The sequence below is a fragment of the Parvularculales bacterium genome (assembly GCA_036881865.1).
In the GTDB taxonomy this organism is placed as follows: domain Bacteria; phylum Pseudomonadota; class Alphaproteobacteria; order JAPOUT01; family JBAJNM01; genus JBAJNM01.
On the sequence record JBAJNM010000010.1, the window covers coordinates 35,400 to 53,651 of the forward strand.

Genomic DNA, 18,252 nt, shown 5'->3' on the forward strand with positions numbered 1-18,252 from the left:
TTCTCACATCGTGGAGCGTTTATCGGCGCTTTATCCAAGGCAGATTGATTTATCCTTAACCCGCATGGGGCGTCTCCTTGAGGCTCTAGGTTCCCCTCATACTCATCTGCCGACGGTTATTCATGTAGCCGGTACAAATGGCAAAGGCTCTGTCATTGCCTTTTTGCATGCTTTTTTGGAACAAGCGGGGTTGAGGGTCCATGTTTATACCTCTCCTCATCTGGTGCGGTTTGAGGAGCGTATTCGCTTAGCGGGATCTGTCATTGATGAGCGTGAGTTAATGGCATTATTGGAAGAATGTGAGCAGGTCAACAAAGGAGAGCCTATTACTGTTTTTGAAGTGATAACAGCGGCAGCTTTGTTAGCATGCTCACGAGTGCCCGCCGATGTGATGTTGTTGGAGACCGGTTTGGGGGGGCGGCTGGATGCTACCAATGTTGTAGCGCGCCCCTTGGCGAGTATCATTACGCCGATCTCGCTGGACCATCGGGATTTTTTAGGTGATACCATAGCGGCTATTGCCGCAGAAAAGGCAGGCATCATTAAAACCGGTGTCCCTGTTATTGTGGGTTGTCAGATGGAAGAGGCACTTGCGGTATTACGTGCCCATGCGGCGGATAAGGCCGCGCCGATTTATGAGCAGGGACAAGATTTCACAGCATGGTCTGAAGGGGGCGGCATGGTATATCAGGACACCCATGGTTTGCTAGATTTATCTCTGCCTGCTCTTAGTGGTATACACCAGATTGATAATGCCGGTGCCGCTATTGCTACCTTGCGCTTTGGCGGTTTATCAGTTGCAGATAGTGCAATAGAAAAAGGTGTGCGATCTGTTGAGTGGCCGGGCCGTCTGCAAGCATTGACGGCTAATAACCTATCTCTTGCTATTCCTATAAGGCCAGATGCTGAAATATGGCTGGATGGAGGGCATAATCCGGGAGCTGCTCTCGTGTTATCTTATGCTATGAAATCTATGGCGCAAGCACGTCCTTTACCACTTTATTTAATCACCGGCATGATGGCTAATAAAGATGCAGCGACGTTCTTTTCTGTGTTTGGAGATATTGCACATGGAGTGCAGACGGTTGCCCTGCCTGACGGTAGCGGGTGGTCGGCAGAAAACTTAGCAGATATGGCGCGGGGGGTAGGCCTTGAGGCCTATCCGGCAGCTAATGTTCAGGCCGCGCTTGACGCGATCTTTCAAAATGAAAAGAACCCCTGCCGTATTTTAATATGCGGGTCGCTTAAGCTAGCAGGTCATATTCTTAAAATGAGTAAAGAGGGTGAAGCTTAAAGAGAGCTTTCAATCCACTCCACGATTTTACCTTTGGACAGAGCACCAACTTTGGTGGCGGCCACTTGTCCATCCTTAAACAACATCAAGGTGGGAATCCCTCTGACGCCATATTTTGTGGGCGTTCCCGGGTTTTCATCAATGTTGATTTTAGCAACATTGAGGCGGGTGGTCATATCGCCCGCGATTTCCTCTAGATGGGGGGCTATCTGCTTGCAGGGACCACACCATTCCGCCCAGAAATCCACCAGAACTGGGGTTTCGGAATCTATAACGTCTTGGTCAAAAGATGAATCAGTTACGTGGGTTATGGTCATAAAAGCGGCCTCCCCTATTGTTGTGGCCTGTTGTTACAGCCCTTTTGCTGAGTGAAGTAAAAATGTAGGAAGAGTAACCCGCTCCGTCAACCCTTTGCAGAAAAAACGGTTTAATTGCGAGGAAAACGGCGAAAGGTGAGATAGGTGGGGCATCGTCCGGCTTGACGGGCTTTGGTTTCATAGCGAGTCTGGGGATAACTCATGCCGGTAGGCAGTTTCGGCCAATCGTCAGAGCGTTGCCGCCAGTCGGCGGGGCTTTCCGCCCGCCATTCAAAGTTAGCACTCAGTGTCGGAGAAGGGGCTGTCATGTGTTGCATCACCCATTTCACGTAACTGGGCTCGTCACTGGCCATGTATAGCCACCCCCCATCAACCAGAACGCGTGTCGCCTCTTTTATCATGGCTGGATTAACGAATCGCCGCCGCCAATGACGAGTCTTAGGCCATGGATCAGGAAACAGTACAAACATTCGGGTGATGCTGGCGGTCTCCAGAGACTCTATTATGTCTTGTCCGTGGATATCAGAAAGACGGATGTTGTCCAACCCTTGTTTATTAACAAGCCCTAAAAGGGCGGCCATACCACTGATATAAGGCTCGCAGCCGATAAAACCCACATGAGGGAATCCTCGCGCTAGGGCACTTAGGTGCTCTCCTGCGCCGAAACCTATTTCTAACCATACTTCTCGGATAGAATTCTTGAAAAAAGAGGTGGGAGCAAGGCGTCTTCCGTCATCAGGCACAGCCAGACGTAGCAGAGGTAACTGAGTCTCAAGAAGGCTAGTTTTTCGAGCGCTAAGTTTAGGCCCCTTTCTGCGTCCGTAAAGGCGACGGCTGGAATAAGGGGTACTCTCAGACGTGTCTGCTTTCATTTCCGCAACAGGTCACTTTTATATTATCGATCTGATGAAGGCAGGGCTGCGCGCAACTCATCCACAAGGTCGGTTTTCTCCCAAGAGAAACCACCCTCCATATCGGCTTCGCGTCCAAAATGACCATAAGCAGCCGTACGAGCATAAATAGGCCTATTCAACTTAAGGTGCTCACGAATACCACGCGGACTTAAGTCCATAACAACTCGCAATGCTTTTTCCAGAGTTCTATCATCAACGCTACCACTATTATGCTGGTTGACATAAACAGATAAGGGATCCGATACGCCGATAGCATAAGACAACTGAATGGTGCATTGATTGGCAAGGCCTGCTGCCACCACATTCTTGGCCAGATAGCGAGCGGCATAAGTAGCAGATCGGTCAACTTTCGTGGGGTCTTTGCCAGAAAAAGCTCCACCACCATGGGGTGCCGCCCCACCATACGTATCTACAATGATTTTCCGACCCGTAAGTCCGGCATCGCCATCAGGCCCACCAATGACAAACCGTCCTGTAGGATTCACAAGGAAATCATCTTCCGCACACATCCAGCCCTTAGGCAGGGCTTCCTCTACAAATGGTCTCACCAGAGCGCGAACATCCAGATTATCATCATCATGTTGGGTGGAGACGACAATCTTATCGGCTCCTACCGGCTTACCATCCTTATAACGTAGAGTTACCTGACTTTTAGAATCCGGTCCCAATCCCTTGATGGCTCCCGTCTTACGTGCCTCAGCCAAAAGACGCAGAATAAGATGAGCATAATAAATGGGTGCCGGCATAAGAGCCTTGGTCTCCCTACAAGCATAGCCAAACATAATGCCTTGGTCGCCAGCACCTTCACTCTTGTTGCCAGAAGCATCCACCCCTTGGGCAATATCTGCTGATTGCTCATGAACATAAACACGAACGCCAGTACCCTTGGCTTTGTCCCAATGGAAATTATCCTGCTCGTATCCAATATCCCGCACCGCCTCGCGGGCAATCTTTTCCAAAGTTTCAGCAGACATGCTACCTTGACTGCGCGTCTCACCCGCTAGAACAATAAGTTTTTTTGTTACGAGAGTTTCTACAGCAACCCGCGCTTCTGGATCTTGCACTAGATATGCATCTACTACCGCATCAGATATACGATCACATATTTTGTCAGGGTGTCCCTCAGATACGGATTCGCTGGTGAAAAGATAATCAGACCCAGACATGCTCGCTTTCTCCCTCGGTGATGCTCAAAACGAAACCGCGAGCCTCAAGGGCAACGCGGCATTCCATACGTTACGACTGATAGGCGCAAGACTCAACCGGTGATGCCTTAAAAATCCGAGAAGTTTCATAAAGATTGCCACATTTAATTATTGTGTCATTGTAATCCACGTAGGTATCTATTTTGCTGAGATAGGCGGGCAATGAGGATAAGGGGTCCAGCGGAGGTGGAGCGTAATCTGTAAATTATAGATGGTATGATAAAATACTAAAAAGTGTTCAGCAGATATAGATATTTGGAGATATTTTTTTGAGGTTGCTTTTTTGTTCTTTCTGTGACTGCTCCTGAGCCGGAAGTGTCATTGTTTGGCGTTGCGAGCTAGGGTGGGCTATACTGGCTGTCCGCCTGAGGAGCGGATGTTTTTATTTAACAACACAGGACTGCTCTTGCCTGTCCCTGAAATAACCCGGACCGTTTTTATCAAGACCTATGGATGCCAGATGAACGTCTACGACAGTGATCGTATGGCGGATGTTTTGGGTGTTCATGGCTATGAGTCGGTGCGTCGCGCTGAAGAGGCTGACGTCGTTATTTTGAATACGTGTCATATTCGGGAGAAGGCCGCGGAGAAAGTTTATTCGGAGTTAGGGCGCTTGAGCCGTCTAAAAGAAGCAAAACGCCGTGATGGAAGACGTATGGCTATTGGCGTCTCCGGATGTGTGGCTCAGGCAGAGGGTCATGAGATTGTTCGTCGTGCACCGGTGGTTGATATGGTGTTTGGGCCTCAAACGTATCACCGGTTGGGGCAACTGCTAGATAAAGTATGGCTGAGTGATGACGGGTGTGGAGCAGGTTTTGTTGATACGTCTTTTCCAGAGGAGAGTAAGTTTAATTATTTGCCGCGCCGGGGGACAGCGTCTGGGCGTGGAGGCGCAGGGGAGGGCCGGTTAGCTTTGCCTCGCCGTTCTTCCACTTTTTTGACGATTCAGGAGGGGTGCAACAAATTTTGCTCTTTTTGTGTGGTGCCCTATACGCGGGGGGCGGAGGAATCTCGTGCAGTAACTCCGATTTTAGAGGAAGCTATGGCACTTTTAGAAACTGGTGTATGTGAGATTACGCTGTTGGGTCAGAATGTGAATGCGTGGCGGGGTGCTGGCCCCGATGGTGAGAAATGGGGCTTGGGACGTCTTATTCAGTGTATGGCTCAGTTGCCGGAGTTAAAGCGATTGAGGTACACCACAAGCCATCCGCAGGATATGAACGCAAGTCTTATTGAGGCGCACCGTGATGTGCCGCAGCTTATGCCTTATTTACATTTGCCGGTGCAATCAGGCTCGGATAAAGTGTTGGCAGCTATGAACCGTCGCCATAGTGCAGATGACTATCGGCGGGTGGTTGATGATATTCGCCGCGTACGACCTGACATGGCGTTGTCTTCGGATTTTATCGTGGGGTTTCCAGGGGAAACGGCTGCTGATTTTGAAGAAACTTTGAAACTTGTAAGCGATATTGGCTATGCCCAAGCGTATTCGTTTCGTTATAGTCCGCGCCCGGGTACACCTGCCGCTCAACGAGATGACCAAGTGCCGGAAGCAGAAAAGGCAGAGCGGTTAGCTCGCTTGCAAGAGTTACTCAGTATCCAGAAACGGGCGTTTAATCAATCATGTCTTGGCATGACAATATCGGTTCTTTTTGACCGTAATGGTAAACATACCAACCAGATTGCTGGACGCAGTCCTTGGTTGCAGACCGTTCACGTCACAGCCTCTGATACCCTTGTTGGCAGTATAGCGGAGGTGATTATTGAGGAGGCCTATGAGAATAGTCTTCGGGGAAGGCTAACCTCATCGGATCATGTAGGAGGATGTCGCCCCGCTCCATGAGTACATCCAAACCCATCGTGAGTCCCCCACGGGACAGCGCTCTTGTTCTCGACTTTGATGACAATCGGCTTTTGTCCGCTCTGTTTGGCGAGCGAGATAGTCATTTGGCGTATCTTGAAAAACGCCTTGGCATTCATACAGCCTTGCGAGGTAACCGGTTGGTAGTCTCCGGCGCACCAGATGCTTGTCGAAAGGCAGAACACATCTTGCGGGCGCTCTATGATCGGGTGAGAGATGGACGGGATGTTGGTGCTTATGATGTGGATGATATTTTGCGTATGATGGCAGAAGGGGAGAGCAATGACTCTTATTCTTCTTCTATGTGCCATAATGATAAAACGTCCGCACCGCAGGAGATTGTGGGAAGAGAAAGTGCGGATTTGAAAATCATCACCCGGCGTCGCCATATTCAACCACGCTCAGCAGTTCAGGGTTGTTATGTGGGCGCTTTGCGGGGCCATGATTTGGTATTTGCGCTGGGGCCTGCGGGGTGTGGCAAAACGTATTTAGCGGTAGCCCATGGGGCAGCTTTGCTGGGAGAGGGGCGGGTGGACCGCATTATATTATCTCGTCCGGCGGTGGAGGCTGGGGAGCGGCTTGGTTTTTTGCCAGGTGATATGCGTGAGAAAGTAGACCCATATTTGAGGCCTCTTTACGATGCTCTTCATGATGTGTTGCCGTCCAGTCACGTGTCACGCTCTTTGGCAGCTGGAGATATTGAGGTGGCTCCCTTGGCTTTCATGCGAGGGCGCACATTGAGTAATGCATTTATTATTCTTGATGAAGCGCAAAATTGCACAGCAGCACAAATAAAGATGTTTTTAACGCGTCTTGGTGAGGGCAGTTCTATGGTTGTAACCGGCGATCCAAGTCAGATTGATTTACCCGGCGGTGCTCGTTCGGGCCTTGAAGAGACTGCCGGTATTTTAAAAGACGTAGAGGGTATTTCTGTTGTGCGGTTTTCATATCAAGATGTGGTGCGTAACGCTCTGGTGAGCCGTATTGTCAGCGCTTACGAATCTCATGATAGGGTGAGATAGGACATGATGACTGTAGAGCACCACATCTGTAAGGGCGACCATATTGAGAGTAGCTTAACGGTGAACCTTGTAAAACATTGTCAAGGGTGGCCGGATGATTGGATGAAGCGGGCATCAGACTCTGTGCGTTTGGGCTTTGCCATGGCGCTTGCCTCTGAGGGTACGGCGGAGGTAACGCTAGTGGCAGGAGATGATGCTCTGTTAGTGGAGTTGAACAGTCGATATAGAAACAAATCTGGACCGACCAATGTGTTGTCTTTTCCCTCGGGTATAGGCGCTGGCATGAGCTTCCCTGAAGGAGCGGAGGAGAGTGTCTACCTTGGCGATATTGTGCTAGCGCAGGAAACCATCATGCGGGAAGCTTCAACATGGTCTAAAAAAACAGAAGATCATGTAGTGCATCTGGCCGTTCATGGGCTTTTGCATTTGCTGGGCTTTCATCATGATGAGGCGGGTCCGGCGACCCATATGGAAAGCATGGAAAAACATATCTTGCACCACCTTGGCATTGCAGATCCCTACACGGCGTCTCCTAGTGGGAAAACAATCCTATGAGAAAGCATCTCTCTTGGCGGCGACAGTTTGTTAATCGCATACGACGTGGGCTTGGTTTTAATGTTGAGCCTGTTAGTTTGCGTCATCGTTTGGAGCAGATTCTAGGTGAACAGGCGCAACAGGGTTATCCGGTTGTGGCAGGTGAGCGGCACATGTTGATGAACATCACCAGTTTTTGGGAATGCCGTGTTGATGATGTCATGGTTCCTCGTGCTGATATTGTCGCAGTAGAGGAAAACACAAATCTTGATGCTTTGATGGCCATATTCTGGGAGGCGGGGCATTCTCGGTTACCGGTTTACAGCGAGACGCTGGATGATCCGGTGGGTATGGTGCATATAAAAGACGTCATTCAATTTTTGGTGGACGCTCCGGAAAACGGAGACGATGGAGCGATTTCTACTAATTTTTCTTTGAAGACGCTGGTGCGCCGTATTTTATTTGCGCCGCCCTCTATGCCAGCGGCGGAACTTTTAGTGCGTATGCAAACGGCGCGTATTCATTTGACGCTGGTGGTAGATGAATATGGTGGCACAGATGGCTTGGTCTCTATTGAGGATTTGGTAGAGCAAATTGTAGGCGATATTGAAGATGAGCATGACGATAAAGTGCCACCTCATCTCGTGCGTTATGGTAGGGAGATATACGCTGATGCTAGAACTCCTATTGGGGAGTTGGAAGTTATGATGGGCTTGTCTTTGCTTCCCGAAGATCGTGAGGAGGATATTGATACCTTAGGTGGTCTTGTGGTGTCGCTGGCGGGACGAGTGCCGCAGCGGGGCGAACTGGTATGTCATCCGGCGGGCTTTGAGATTGCGGTAACGGACGTAGATGCCCGACGCGTCAAGCGGTTGTATATTCATCTACCGCGCAAAGATATCCCACGGACAACCCTGCGACAAGCTAGCGAAGTGAGTTTGGCAGGCGAAGCGGACTAGGCCGCAGGGGTATATGTTTACACTATCTCTTCTGGCGCAGTGCGTTGCATCCCTTAAAGGCTGGCGGTCTTTTGTTCTAGCAGTTGGTGTGGGTGCTCTTGCATCATGCGCCATGGCTCCCTTTCATTTATGGGTTGCGTTGATTGTTGCCGTGCCGGTTTTGGTGTGGATGCTGGATGGGGTTACATTGGGTAAAACGGGTGTGTCATCAAAGTGGCAGGTGATGGCACGGTCCTTTGGCGTAGGTTGGGCGTTTGGCTTTGGTTTTTTTTTAGCGGGACTTTATTGGGTTGGTCATTCTTTTTTGGTGGAGGCAGAGCGTTATTTCTGGCTCATGCCTTTTGCTGTTGTATTGTTGCCGTCATGGTTGGCGGTTTTTACCGGCCTTGCCAGTGCACTTACTCGGTGTTTTCTGTGGGTGGTAGGTCCGCGTCGCACATTGGCTTTGGCGGCGGTGTGGGCTGCTTTTGAGTGGTTGCGTGGCTATGGGCCGTTTGGGTTCCCGTGGAATCTGACAGGGCAGACTCTGGGGGGTGAGGTTGTTCTGATGCAAATGTTGTCTGTAGTTGGTGTGTATGGAGCAGGTTTGCTGGTTTTTGGACTGGCCGCCTCGCCTTCTACTCTATGTGACCCCCGTTTGGAGGAGGATTCATTAGAATCTACTCCTAGTAGCAAAGTTTGGTGGCCGGTGGTCTGGTTTGCGCTGTTTGCTGGTTGGGGGGTGTGGGGTGCGGACCGACTTGGACAGTCTGTAGTGGCGGAGGTGAACCCCCTTACGGTGAGAATAGTGCAACCCAATGTGCTGCAAGAGGAAAAATGGCAAGCCCACCGGCAAGAAGAGTTTCTGATGCGGTTGCTAGCCATGACCCAACAGTCCTCAGCACTTCCTGAGGGTGTCATACCTTCTGTTATCATCTGGCCGGAGGTAGCGATTACCGGATTACTGTCAGAACGCCCCGCTCTGCAATCCATTCTTGGTGCTAGTTTGCAAAAAACAAGCGTGTTGTTAACTGGTTCGCTTTATCGTCAGGGGGGTTATTATTACAATAGCTTGTTTGTTCTAAATCATGGAGGGAGCATTATAGCACGTTATGACAAACGGCATCTGGTACCTTTTGGCGAATATTTGCCCGCTCGTGATGTATTTAAGGCTATCGGCCTGAAGGCTCTTGCCCAACAACGTGGTGATTTTGCCTCTGGCGAGGGGGATGTTCTGATGACCCTTTCTTCCCCTACACCAGATGTCCCAAATGTGCCGACATTTCGCCCTTTGATTTGCTACGAGATTATTTTCCCGGAGGCTATTCACCCAACAGCCGACCGCGCCAGTTGGTTGCTCAATATCACCAACGATGGTTGGTTTGGAACATCTACCGGACCGTGGCAACATCTAGACCAAGCCCGCTTTCGTGCCGTAGAGCAAGGTGTTCCGGTTATTCGGGCGGCCAATACGGGTATCTCTGTTGTTATTGATGCAGAGGGGCGGATTTTGGAAAATCTGCCCCTTAACACTCAAGACATTATTGATGCGCCCTTGCCTCCGGCTAGAAAATCAACACTTTATGGACGCTGGGGAGATAGTCTGTTTTTTGCCTTGCTGATTGGGTTTGTCCTTATTGCCCTGCCCGGGTGCAGAGCATCGCAAGCGCTTAATCCGCTTATTAAGAGAGAGCGGATCTAAAATGACGAGACAACTTCAAGCCTTGGTTTTGATAGTTTGACTTTATATCAACCCCGTAAAGAACATCGGGTATCTCTATTAATGGCTCATAAACCAAACGCCCTATAATCTGCCCATGCTCTAAAATGAACGGCACTTCATGGCTGCGTACTTCTAAAACAGCCCGACTATTTCCACCGCCTGCTTTGGTATGGCCAAAGCCTGGGTCAAAAAACCCGGCATAGTGAACCCGAAACTCTCCAACAAGGGGGTTGTAGGGAATCATCTCAGCTGCATGGGTGGGGGGGATGTTCACAGTCTCCAGAGACGATAAAATATAAAACTCATCGGGGTCTAGAATGAGAGTATTGCATCCATGGAGATGAAGAGGTTCCCAAAAGTTCCGTAGATCGTATGCGTCGTGGCTGTCAACATCAATCAAGCCCGCATGACGCTTAGCGCGATAACCTGCGATGGTTGTCTGGTCTTCTAGATTAACTCGTAACGCTACCCCCTCATTAATATCAACATTGCCAGAAACTAGCTCTTCATGTTCATGAAGAAGGCGTAAGGCGGTGTCAGAGTGCGATGTATTACCCTGACGAAAACGCAACTGCGACAACCGCGAGCCAGGGCGCACCAAAATAGAAAAAGTACGCGGACTTATCTCAAGATAAAGGTTACCTTCATAGCCGGCATTAATTTGGTCAAAATGAACACCATAATCGGTGATGAGACGGGTGAAAACATCAAGGCGGCCTGTTGAACTTTTAGGGTTAGCCAGAGCTGATAGATGAGGGCTAAGAGATAAAGTTTCTGCAATCTCTGCTAGATACACACATCCCGTTTCTAAAACCGATCCACCTGTTAAGTCAACCTCGTGAAGAGCAACAGTTTTAAGACGCTCTTCAACACGAATATCTGGCCCAGGCAAAAAGCTGGCGCGCAATCGCCACGCCCGCACTCCAAGTCGTAAATCCAGAGAAGCAGGCTGCACCTGAGCAGGTGTTACAGCCTCATCTGAATGGACAATCCCTGTCTCAATAAGCGTTTTTATATATTGAGAGGGTAGCAATCCGACTTTGTTTTCTGTGGTCATGAGTGTGGCTGTCTTTTTCGTGTTCTTGACCTGTGGTCTTTTTTGTGTGAAGGTGAACCCCTGTGGTGATTTGGGCCGGCTGGCTTGCGACCACATAAAATATCACGCTAAAAGGCCGGGGATAAAGAGCCCGGTTAGTAAAACCGGGTTTTTTTATTGCCGTTCTGAGGTAATCACCCAAAACTCATATGGAGGTCTTGATGGACAAGGGCTTGATAAACGGGAGCAAAGGCAAGACAGGCGAGGAGGGGGATCAAAACCCCCAGAAATCTAATAAGATGAACTGGCGGATGGCCACGACGTTGGTGCATGGAGGGACGGTGCGCAGCGATTATGGGGAGACAAGCGAGGCGCTATTTTTGACATCGGGGTATGTCTATGAGACGGCGGAATCGGCCCAAAGGCGGTTTAGCGGTGATGAGGAGGGTTTTATCTATAGCCGATTTGGCAACCCCACTGTGCGTATGTTTGAGGAGCGGATGATTGAGTTGGAGGGTGCAGAGGATGCCCGTGCGACAGCGACAGGCATGGCAGCGGTGACAGCATCTCTTTTGTGTCAACTCTCTGCTGGAGATCATGTAGTCTCTGCGCGGGCTTTATTTGGATCGTGTCGGTATGTCATAGAAGAATTGTTGCCCCGTTTTGGTATTGGGGTAACACTTGTAGATGGTGTTCAGGCAGACGAATGGCGCAAAGCTATTCGTTTGAATACAAAAGTTTTTTTTCTGGAAACACCGACGAATCCCACTCTTGAGATTATTGATATCGAATCTGTGGCAGATATCGCCCATGAGAACGGGGTGCGGTTAATCGTAGACAATGTTTTTGCCACTCCTATACTTCAGCATCCTTTGAGTCTGGGGGCTGATGTTGTGGTGTATTCGGCCACCAAACATATTGATGGTCAAGGGCGCTGTCTGGGCGGTATTGTATTATCATCGGCAGAGTTTATTGCTGAGTATCTTGGCAATTTTCTTCGTCAGACAGGTCCTTCTCTTAGCCCTTTTAATGCGTGGGTTATGCTTAAAGGTCTTGAAACTCTTGATGTGCGGGTGCGGGAGCAATGTCGTCGTTCTCATGACATAGCCATATTTCTAGAGCGGAGTGATAAAATTCAGCGCGTGGTGTATCCCGGTCTTGAGCATCACCCACAACATAATTTAGCCTGCACTCAAATGGCAATGAGCGGCAATATCATCAGTTTTTACATCAAGGGGGGAAAAGAGAGTGCTTTTCGGTTTCTCAACGCTCTTTCTCTCATCAGTATTTCTAACAATCTGGGAGACGTAAAAAGCCTGATTACTCATCCGGAAACCACAACCCATCAACGCCTTTCTGAAGAAGCCCGTGCTGAGCTTGGCATTGATTCAGGCCTTGTGCGCTTGTGTGTGGGGTTGGAAGATACGGTAGATTTGATAGACGATCTTGAGCAAGCTCTCAACAGATCTTAATGTGCTATCTTGAGCCTCTAACCTCGGATGGATCGTGGAGATGATGGCAAAGGGTGTTTGGGGTGGCTAATCTCAGGCCAATATTGTTGGTAACAGGCGTAATGCTGGCCACCTTGGGCTTGGCTATGACTATTCCCGCCTTGTTAGGGGCTACATCTGGGCTGCCGGATTGGCGAGTGTTTATCGCCAGTGCAGCGTTTACTCTGTTTGTTTCCGGTGTTCTTATTGTAGCCCATTGGGGGCCATTGAATAACCTAACTGCCCGTCATGCCTTTATGCTGACAACACTATCGTGGGTGGTTCTTGTTGCTTTTGCCGCTCTTCCGTTTTTGTTTTCCAGTGTGCAACTTTCTTATACGAATGCGTTTTTTGAGGCTATGTCGGGTCTTACCACTACCGGCTCTACTGTTCTCACCAATCTGGATGAATCTTCACCGAGCATTTTATTGTGGCGGGCACTTTTGCAGTGGATAGGAGGTATAGGCATTATTGTGACGGCCATTGCTATCCTGCCTATGTTGCGGGTGGGAGGTATGCAGCTCTTTCGCACTGAGTCTTCAGATACGTCAGAAAAGATATTACCTCGCCTCACCCAAATTGCAGCTTCCATTGCGGGCCTATACGTAGGCCTTACATCCTTATGCGCTGCTAGCTATTGGCTTGTGGGCATGACACCTTTTGATAGTATCGCCCATGCTATGACAACAATTGCTACAGGCGGGTTTTCTACCAGTGATGAGTCTTTTGCCTACTGGAAAAACCCAATGATTGATGTTGTTGCTGTTACCTTCATGATAGCAGGTAGTCTGCCGTTTGTGCTTTATCTGCAACTGCTACGGGGGCACGGGAACCCTTTGTTAAATGACACTCAGGTGCGTTGGTTTTTTGGGCTTGTCCTCTTTGTTGTTGCGGTGTTGTGGATGCATCAATATACCGTTGGACTTAATGAGTTCTGGCCTGCACTGCAATATGCAGCCTTTAATGGGGTTTCCATACTGACAGGAACCGGCTTTGCTACAACGTCTTATGACGAGTGGAGCGGATTTAGCCTTATGGTGTTTTTTTTCTTAATGTTCATAGGAGGGTGTGCAGGGTCAACTTCTTGCGGTGTTAAGATATTTCGTGTGGCTATTGCTGCCAAATCCGTTTGGCTTTATGCGCGACGCGCCGTTAATCCAAATAGGATTCTACTGGCTCATTACAACGGGCAACCCCTTGGGGATTCTATTATCGCTCCTGTCATGATTTTTTTGCTCTTTTATATCTTATGCTTTGCCGTAGTGGCAGTTATTTTGAGTCTGATGGGGTTGGATGGCCTAACGGCGGTGTCATCTTCGGCTACGGCGATTTCTAATGTTGGCCCGGGGTTGGGGCCTGTGGTGGGGCCGGAAGGGTCTTTTGCCAATTTGCCTGATGGAGCAAAATGGGTGTTAGCGTTTACCATGTTGGTAGGACGCTTGGAGGTGTTCACGGTTTTGGTGTTGTTTACACCGGTCTTATGGCGATCTTAAGGTGCTGAGGGTGCTACGATCCGGCGAAACCAACCAGACAACTGCTGATGCCAGATAGATAGCTTCGCACCGATATCATCTTGAATACCAAACAAGGCAGGAACCAATATCAAAACAAGGCCGGTGGCGATGGTAAGACCTCCGGCTATGGTAATCACCATCGGCAAGAGGAATTGCGCCTGAAGGCTGGTTTCAAACAACAGGGGCAGAAGGCCCACTATCGTTGTAAAGGAGGTTAATGTTACGGCTCTAAACCGGTCTTTAACCCCTTGAACAACGGCTTCTTTTTTGCTTAACCCTTCTATGATGCGCAGATCGACCTGACTGACCAGAATGATGGAATCATTGATTAAAATACCGCTCAATCCCAACAGAGAAATAAGACTCAGGATGGTCACAGAAAAACCCATCACAAGGTGACCGAGAATAGCGCCTACAAGACCAAAAGGAATAATACTCATCACCACAATGGGACGAATATAGCTGGAAAACACCCATGCCAAAATAATGTAAATCATGGCGAGGGCAAGAAAGCTGCCGATCTGAAGATCAGAAAAGGCTTCTGCCTGTTCTTCAGCGCGTCCTGAAAAGGTGTAGTCAACACCATGGCGTCGTGCAAGATCCGGTAGAATTTGTTGTGCTAGTTTGGCAACCAATATGCCGCTGCTTATGACGCTACTGTCAATTTCTCCTGCAACGGATACGGTTCTTAGCCCATCAATGCGGTTGATACGGGAAAAGCCCGTACTTTCACGTAAAGAAACAACTTCTGTTAGTGGAACATCCGAACCATCAGAAGCTCTGAGGTAGAGAGTGCGCAAGTTACGGGTTGCATCGGTTTGTCGGGGGAACTGAACTCGAATGGCAACCTCTTCATCACCTCGCACAAACCGCTTAGCGACCGTGCCTTGGTAGGCATTGCGTAACTGACGGCCAATGCTTTCAGTTGTAAAGCCAAGGGCAGTCCCTCGAGGGGTCACTTCAATAATGACTTCCTGCTTACCGTAGGGCAGGCTGTCCTCAATATTGGAGACACCGGGAAAAGACAAAAGTATCTCCCGCAAATCATTAGCCGCTTGTTTAAGGGTATGAGGTGGGGCATTTTGTAGCAGAATATCAATATCACGACCTGGAGGGCCAAGACTTCTCTCACGTACGGTAAAGCGCTCAAGACCGGCAATGGGCGGTATTTCTTTCTGCCATTCTTTAGTTAACGTGGCTGTACGTATGGTGCGAAATTCGCCAGGTATAAGTTCTACAAAAATTTTTCCAAAATTATCTCCCTTTTTTCCTTCGCCAATGCCCACTGTGCCGAATACTACCGTTATAAGATCACCTTTTTTGCCATTCTCTCCTAGCAATTTGGCCCCAGCGCGGTGAAGGGCAGCCTCAGCAATTTCCAGAGCAGTTTGGGTTTGCGCTCGCGGTGTGCCTGGGGTCATGATGAGACTGGCGTTTACAACTTCCGACTCAGGAGAGGGGAAAAACTCAAATTTGACACGGCCCACAGACAGTAGACTTATGGTGATAACCAGCGCCGAAAGTGATACTGCCAGAACGGTATAACGCCATTCATAACAACGCCGCACCAGCTGGTCGGCGAACCAATCACAAATGTTGTCAAACGTCTTGTTGAATTTTTGTCGCCACGGGCGGGGGGGGCTCATATGGGATAGTCCATGTTTGAGATGACCCGGCAGAATGAGAAAACATTCAATCATGCTGGCAACCAAGATAGCAATGACCACTTGCGGCATGGCAGATATAATCTGCCCCAACGCATCGCCAATCAGAAAAATAGGCGCAAAGGCAACAATAGTGGTGATGACGGCGGCGGCAACTGGTGGAAGCATGCGGTAAGCAGCGCGCTCGGCAGCACCGGTGGAATCATAACCTTGCCCTCGTAGGGTAACGGCGTGTTCACCTACCACGATGGCATCATCCACAAGAATGCCGATGGTCAAAATAATAGCAAACAGTGATATCATGTTGATGGATTGCCCCGTTACGTACATAACGAAAAATGAAAATATAGCCGCTACTGGAATACCCACAGAAACCCAAATTGCAGCACGGATGTTGAGAAACAAAAACAGTGTGACTAGTACAAGGGCTAATCCTTGAAGGCCATTTGTGAGTAGAAGATTGATACGTTGCACGGCTAAATCTGCGCTTACATCAAACTTAGTCACCTCAAGGGAGGCAGGCAGTTGGGGTAGAGAGTTCTCCAGCCATCTGTCCACACGGGCGGCGGTCTGCAAAATATCTGAAGACTCTGCACGCTGGATATTAAGCCGAATGGCAGGTTTGTCTCCCTGATGGCTGGTGGGTTGCTGGTTGTTAAAGTTCCTCCGAATGATGGCTATATCCCGCAAAATAACTTTTTCGCCACTATCAAGGGCACGAATTTCAGTGGTGCCAATGGTTCTTTCTGTATCCACCCGCCCTAGAGAGCGTAGCCGACGCTCTACTTGTCCCTCAAGTGTTCCAGACGGTAAATCCTGACTCACGGCCCCGATGCGTCCAGCAATATCCTGTAAGGTTAAATTAAGGCGCTGTAATTCAGCCGGTGGTACCTCCACCCATATCTCTTCAGCGCGCAAGCCCTCAAAGGATACCTTGTCAACACCGGTGGCCAGCAATTCATCACGTATCTGCTTAGCGTAGCTACGCAGGGCCGACTCATCAAAGGGTCCCGAAATAGCAAGAGAGGCTACCGTCTCATAAAATAGAATACGCGAAACAACTGGCGTGGATGCCCCAAGTGGCAAGGGGGGGATGTTCTCTAGGGCTAACTCAACCGAAGACAGAGCGTTTTGCATATCTGTGCCCGGTTCAAACTCAAGGGACATACTGGCGATACCCTCTCTGGAGACAGACGTGAGCCTTTTCATCCCATCAACAAAACGGATTTCCGGCTCAATGACCTCAACGATATTGCTCTCAACGTCTTCTGCGCCCGCTCCGGACCATCCAACGGATACAGTAATAACGGGAACGTCTACCGTTGGAAAAAACTGAATGTTAAGCTGGGTTATAGAATACAGCCCCATGACGATCAGAAGCCCCATGAGAAGATTGGCTGCATTGTGATGACGAACAAAAAAAGAAATCATAAAATCTTAACCTTAACGCCTGCACCCACCTGTGTGAGATGAGTGGTTAAGATACGCTCGCCTTCTTTAACGGTGCCACGCACGAGAATGCTGTCATTATCATATCCGGCAATTTCTATTTGGCGCGGCTCAAGGCGACCATTGACAATGGCATAAACCACATTACCCTCATAAAGTGCGCTCTCCGGCAAGCGCACCACGTCTTCATATATTTTGTCTTTGATATACACCTCGACAAAGGCTCCCGGACGCAAAGGAGTCTGTGCAGACATTTGTTGCAGGGTGGCAAAAACATCCACACTTCCCGTCGAGGCTGTAATGCTGGCGGCCACCCTATCTATAATGGCTTCATAGGGCAGAGGTTGACTGCTTGCTCGCCAGACGACCTCTGCTTTTTCTCCTACCAACGTATTTCCTTCTGCAATAAGTCGTCCATATTGAGCATCCGATAAGCTGAAGCGCACCTCCAGCCGGTCGGCATCGGTTATGATTGCAAGGCGGTCATTGATGCTGACAAGTTGGCCCACGGCCCCCCTTAAGTCTTGGAGAAATCCGCTAAAAGGTGCCACAAGAAGAGTATTTTCAAGGACCCGCTCGGCGCGCCGAACCCTAACCGCTAGCCGCTCTGCGATGGCTTTTTGTTGCTCAATACGCGCATCTTCAATATCTAAATTGTGACGGTGCCTGTCAGACGCTTGTTGTTGTTGGCTGACTCTGAGACGTCTTTCGTCTACCAATTTTTCTGATACCGTTCCCCGCTGCGATAATTCAACCGCTCGTGCTAAATCCCGCTTTGCAATCTCCAACTGCTCTTCGACTTGCGTCAGAGCATTGCCTTCTTGCTCACGGCGATGGTGGACCTCGCTAACCTTAGCCTGCATCTCAGCAAAATTGGCTTTGGCTTCTGAGAGAGCACTTTCATAAACAAATGGGTCAATGCGCAACAAAGGCTCGCCTTTGCTGATGATTGCGCCTTCCTGAAAAGCGGGCCAAGCTTTTACGATTTCGCCTGATACATGAGCGCGCATTTCGGCCTGCTGTCCGGCGAAGACCTTTCCATAAAGCACAAGGGTTGGGGTGGCTGAACCATAACGCGCCGTTATGGCGCGCACGTTCTTTACCTGCTCCAGAACCGTGGGGGATGCGACATCTGGACGAGTTACCCCCAATAGGCTAACAATTCCGACGGTAATAACGCCAATCACCAGAGGTACAACGATCTTCAAATATCGCTGTTTCATCACAGTGATGATCTCTGTCACCCGTGGCAAGACGATCCTCAAATACCACCGTTTCATCACGGTGATGA

The 18,252-nt window shown here is 49.4% G+C and carries 14 protein-coding genes and 1 riboswitch; of the genes, 8 read left to right on the forward strand and 6 right to left on the reverse strand.

Annotation, left to right across the window (positions count from 1 at the left end):
- Nucleotides 1-10 precede the first annotated feature (10 nt).
- Nucleotides 11-1,294, forward strand: coding sequence for a folylpolyglutamate synthase/dihydrofolate synthase family protein (locus tag V6Z81_04085; protein ID MEG9861665.1), 1,284 nt, complete (start codon nt 11-13; stop codon nt 1,292-1,294).
- Here V6Z81_04085 and trxA read toward each other — a convergent pair.
- The 3 genes from trxA to metK form a co-directional block, all read right to left on the reverse strand.
- Entirely contained in the window at nt 1,291-1,611 is a 321-nt protein-coding gene (gene trxA / locus V6Z81_04090; protein MEG9861666.1) for a thioredoxin TrxA, read from the reverse strand. The genes V6Z81_04085 and trxA overlap by 4 nt on opposite strands.
- 110 nt (nt 1,612-1,721) lie before the next feature.
- Complete coding sequence (locus tag V6Z81_04095; protein MEG9861667.1) at nt 1,722-2,483, reverse strand: tRNA (guanine(46)-N(7))-methyltransferase TrmB; 762 nt, start codon at nt 2,481-2,483, stop codon at nt 1,722-1,724.
- A gap of 23 nt (nt 2,484-2,506) precedes the next feature.
- Nucleotides 2,507-3,691, reverse strand: coding sequence for a methionine adenosyltransferase (gene metK / locus V6Z81_04100; GenBank protein ID MEG9861668.1), 1,185 nt, complete (start codon nt 3,689-3,691; stop codon nt 2,507-2,509).
- 415 nt (nt 3,692-4,106) lie between these two features.
- On the opposite strand from metK, the gene miaB reads away from it, so the two are divergent.
- From miaB to lnt, 5 genes are read left to right on the forward strand one after another with little or no spacing between them, the layout of a single operon-like run.
- Nucleotides 4,107-5,573 (forward strand): tRNA (N6-isopentenyl adenosine(37)-C2)-methylthiotransferase MiaB, encoded by a 1,467-nt coding sequence (miaB, locus tag V6Z81_04105; protein ID MEG9861669.1) that lies wholly within the window; start codon nt 4,107-4,109, stop codon nt 5,571-5,573.
- Complete coding sequence (locus tag V6Z81_04110) at nt 5,570-6,613, forward strand: PhoH family protein (GenBank protein MEG9861670.1); 1,044 nt, start codon at nt 5,570-5,572, stop codon at nt 6,611-6,613. The genes miaB and V6Z81_04110 overlap by 4 nt, the downstream gene beginning before the upstream one ends.
- Nucleotides 6,614-6,616: 3 nt before the next feature.
- Nucleotides 6,617-7,168: an rRNA maturation RNase YbeY gene (gene ybeY / locus V6Z81_04115; GenBank protein ID MEG9861671.1), complete on the forward strand. Its 552-nt coding sequence runs from the start codon at nt 6,617-6,619 to the stop codon at nt 7,166-7,168.
- A complete protein-coding gene (locus V6Z81_04120; protein ID MEG9861672.1) occupies nt 7,165-8,106 on the forward strand; it encodes a hemolysin family protein in 942 nt (313 codons plus the stop codon). The genes ybeY and V6Z81_04120 overlap by 4 nt, the downstream gene beginning before the upstream one ends.
- A gap of 13 nt (nt 8,107-8,119) precedes the next feature.
- Nucleotides 8,120-9,787: an apolipoprotein N-acyltransferase gene (lnt, locus tag V6Z81_04125; protein ID MEG9861673.1), complete on the forward strand. Its 1,668-nt coding sequence runs from the start codon at nt 8,120-8,122 to the stop codon at nt 9,785-9,787.
- On the opposite strand, the gene V6Z81_04130 is transcribed toward lnt, so the two are convergent.
- Nucleotides 9,768-10,865, reverse strand: a complete 1,098-nt coding sequence (locus tag V6Z81_04130) for a 2'-deoxycytidine 5'-triphosphate deaminase (GenBank protein ID MEG9861674.1) — start codon at nt 10,863-10,865, stop codon at nt 9,768-9,770. The genes lnt and V6Z81_04130 overlap by 20 nt on opposite strands.
- Nucleotides 10,866-10,917: 52 nt before the next feature.
- Nucleotides 10,918-10,996: riboswitch (SAM riboswitch) on the forward strand.
- A gap of 69 nt (nt 10,997-11,065) precedes the next feature.
- Here V6Z81_04130 and metZ point away from each other — a divergent pair.
- The gene (metZ, locus tag V6Z81_04135) at nt 11,066-12,316 is read left to right on the forward strand and encodes an O-succinylhomoserine sulfhydrylase (protein MEG9861675.1); all 1,251 of its coding nucleotides are present in this window, start codon (nt 11,066-11,068) and stop codon (nt 12,314-12,316) included.
- Between the two features lie 62 nt (nt 12,317-12,378).
- A complete protein-coding gene (locus V6Z81_04140; GenBank protein MEG9861676.1) occupies nt 12,379-13,827 on the forward strand; it encodes a TrkH family potassium uptake protein in 1,449 nt (482 codons plus the stop codon).
- Here V6Z81_04140 and V6Z81_04145 read toward each other — a convergent pair.
- On the reverse strand, nt 13,824-16,943 hold the full coding sequence (locus tag V6Z81_04145) for an efflux RND transporter permease subunit (protein ID MEG9861677.1): 3,120 nt from the start codon (nt 16,941-16,943) through the stop codon (nt 13,824-13,826). The genes V6Z81_04140 and V6Z81_04145 overlap by 4 nt on opposite strands.
- Nucleotides 16,940-18,252 (reverse strand): efflux RND transporter periplasmic adaptor subunit (locus V6Z81_04150; GenBank protein MEG9861678.1); only part of this gene is annotated, 1,313 nt, incomplete at its 5' end. The genes V6Z81_04145 and V6Z81_04150, both read right to left, overlap by 4 nt.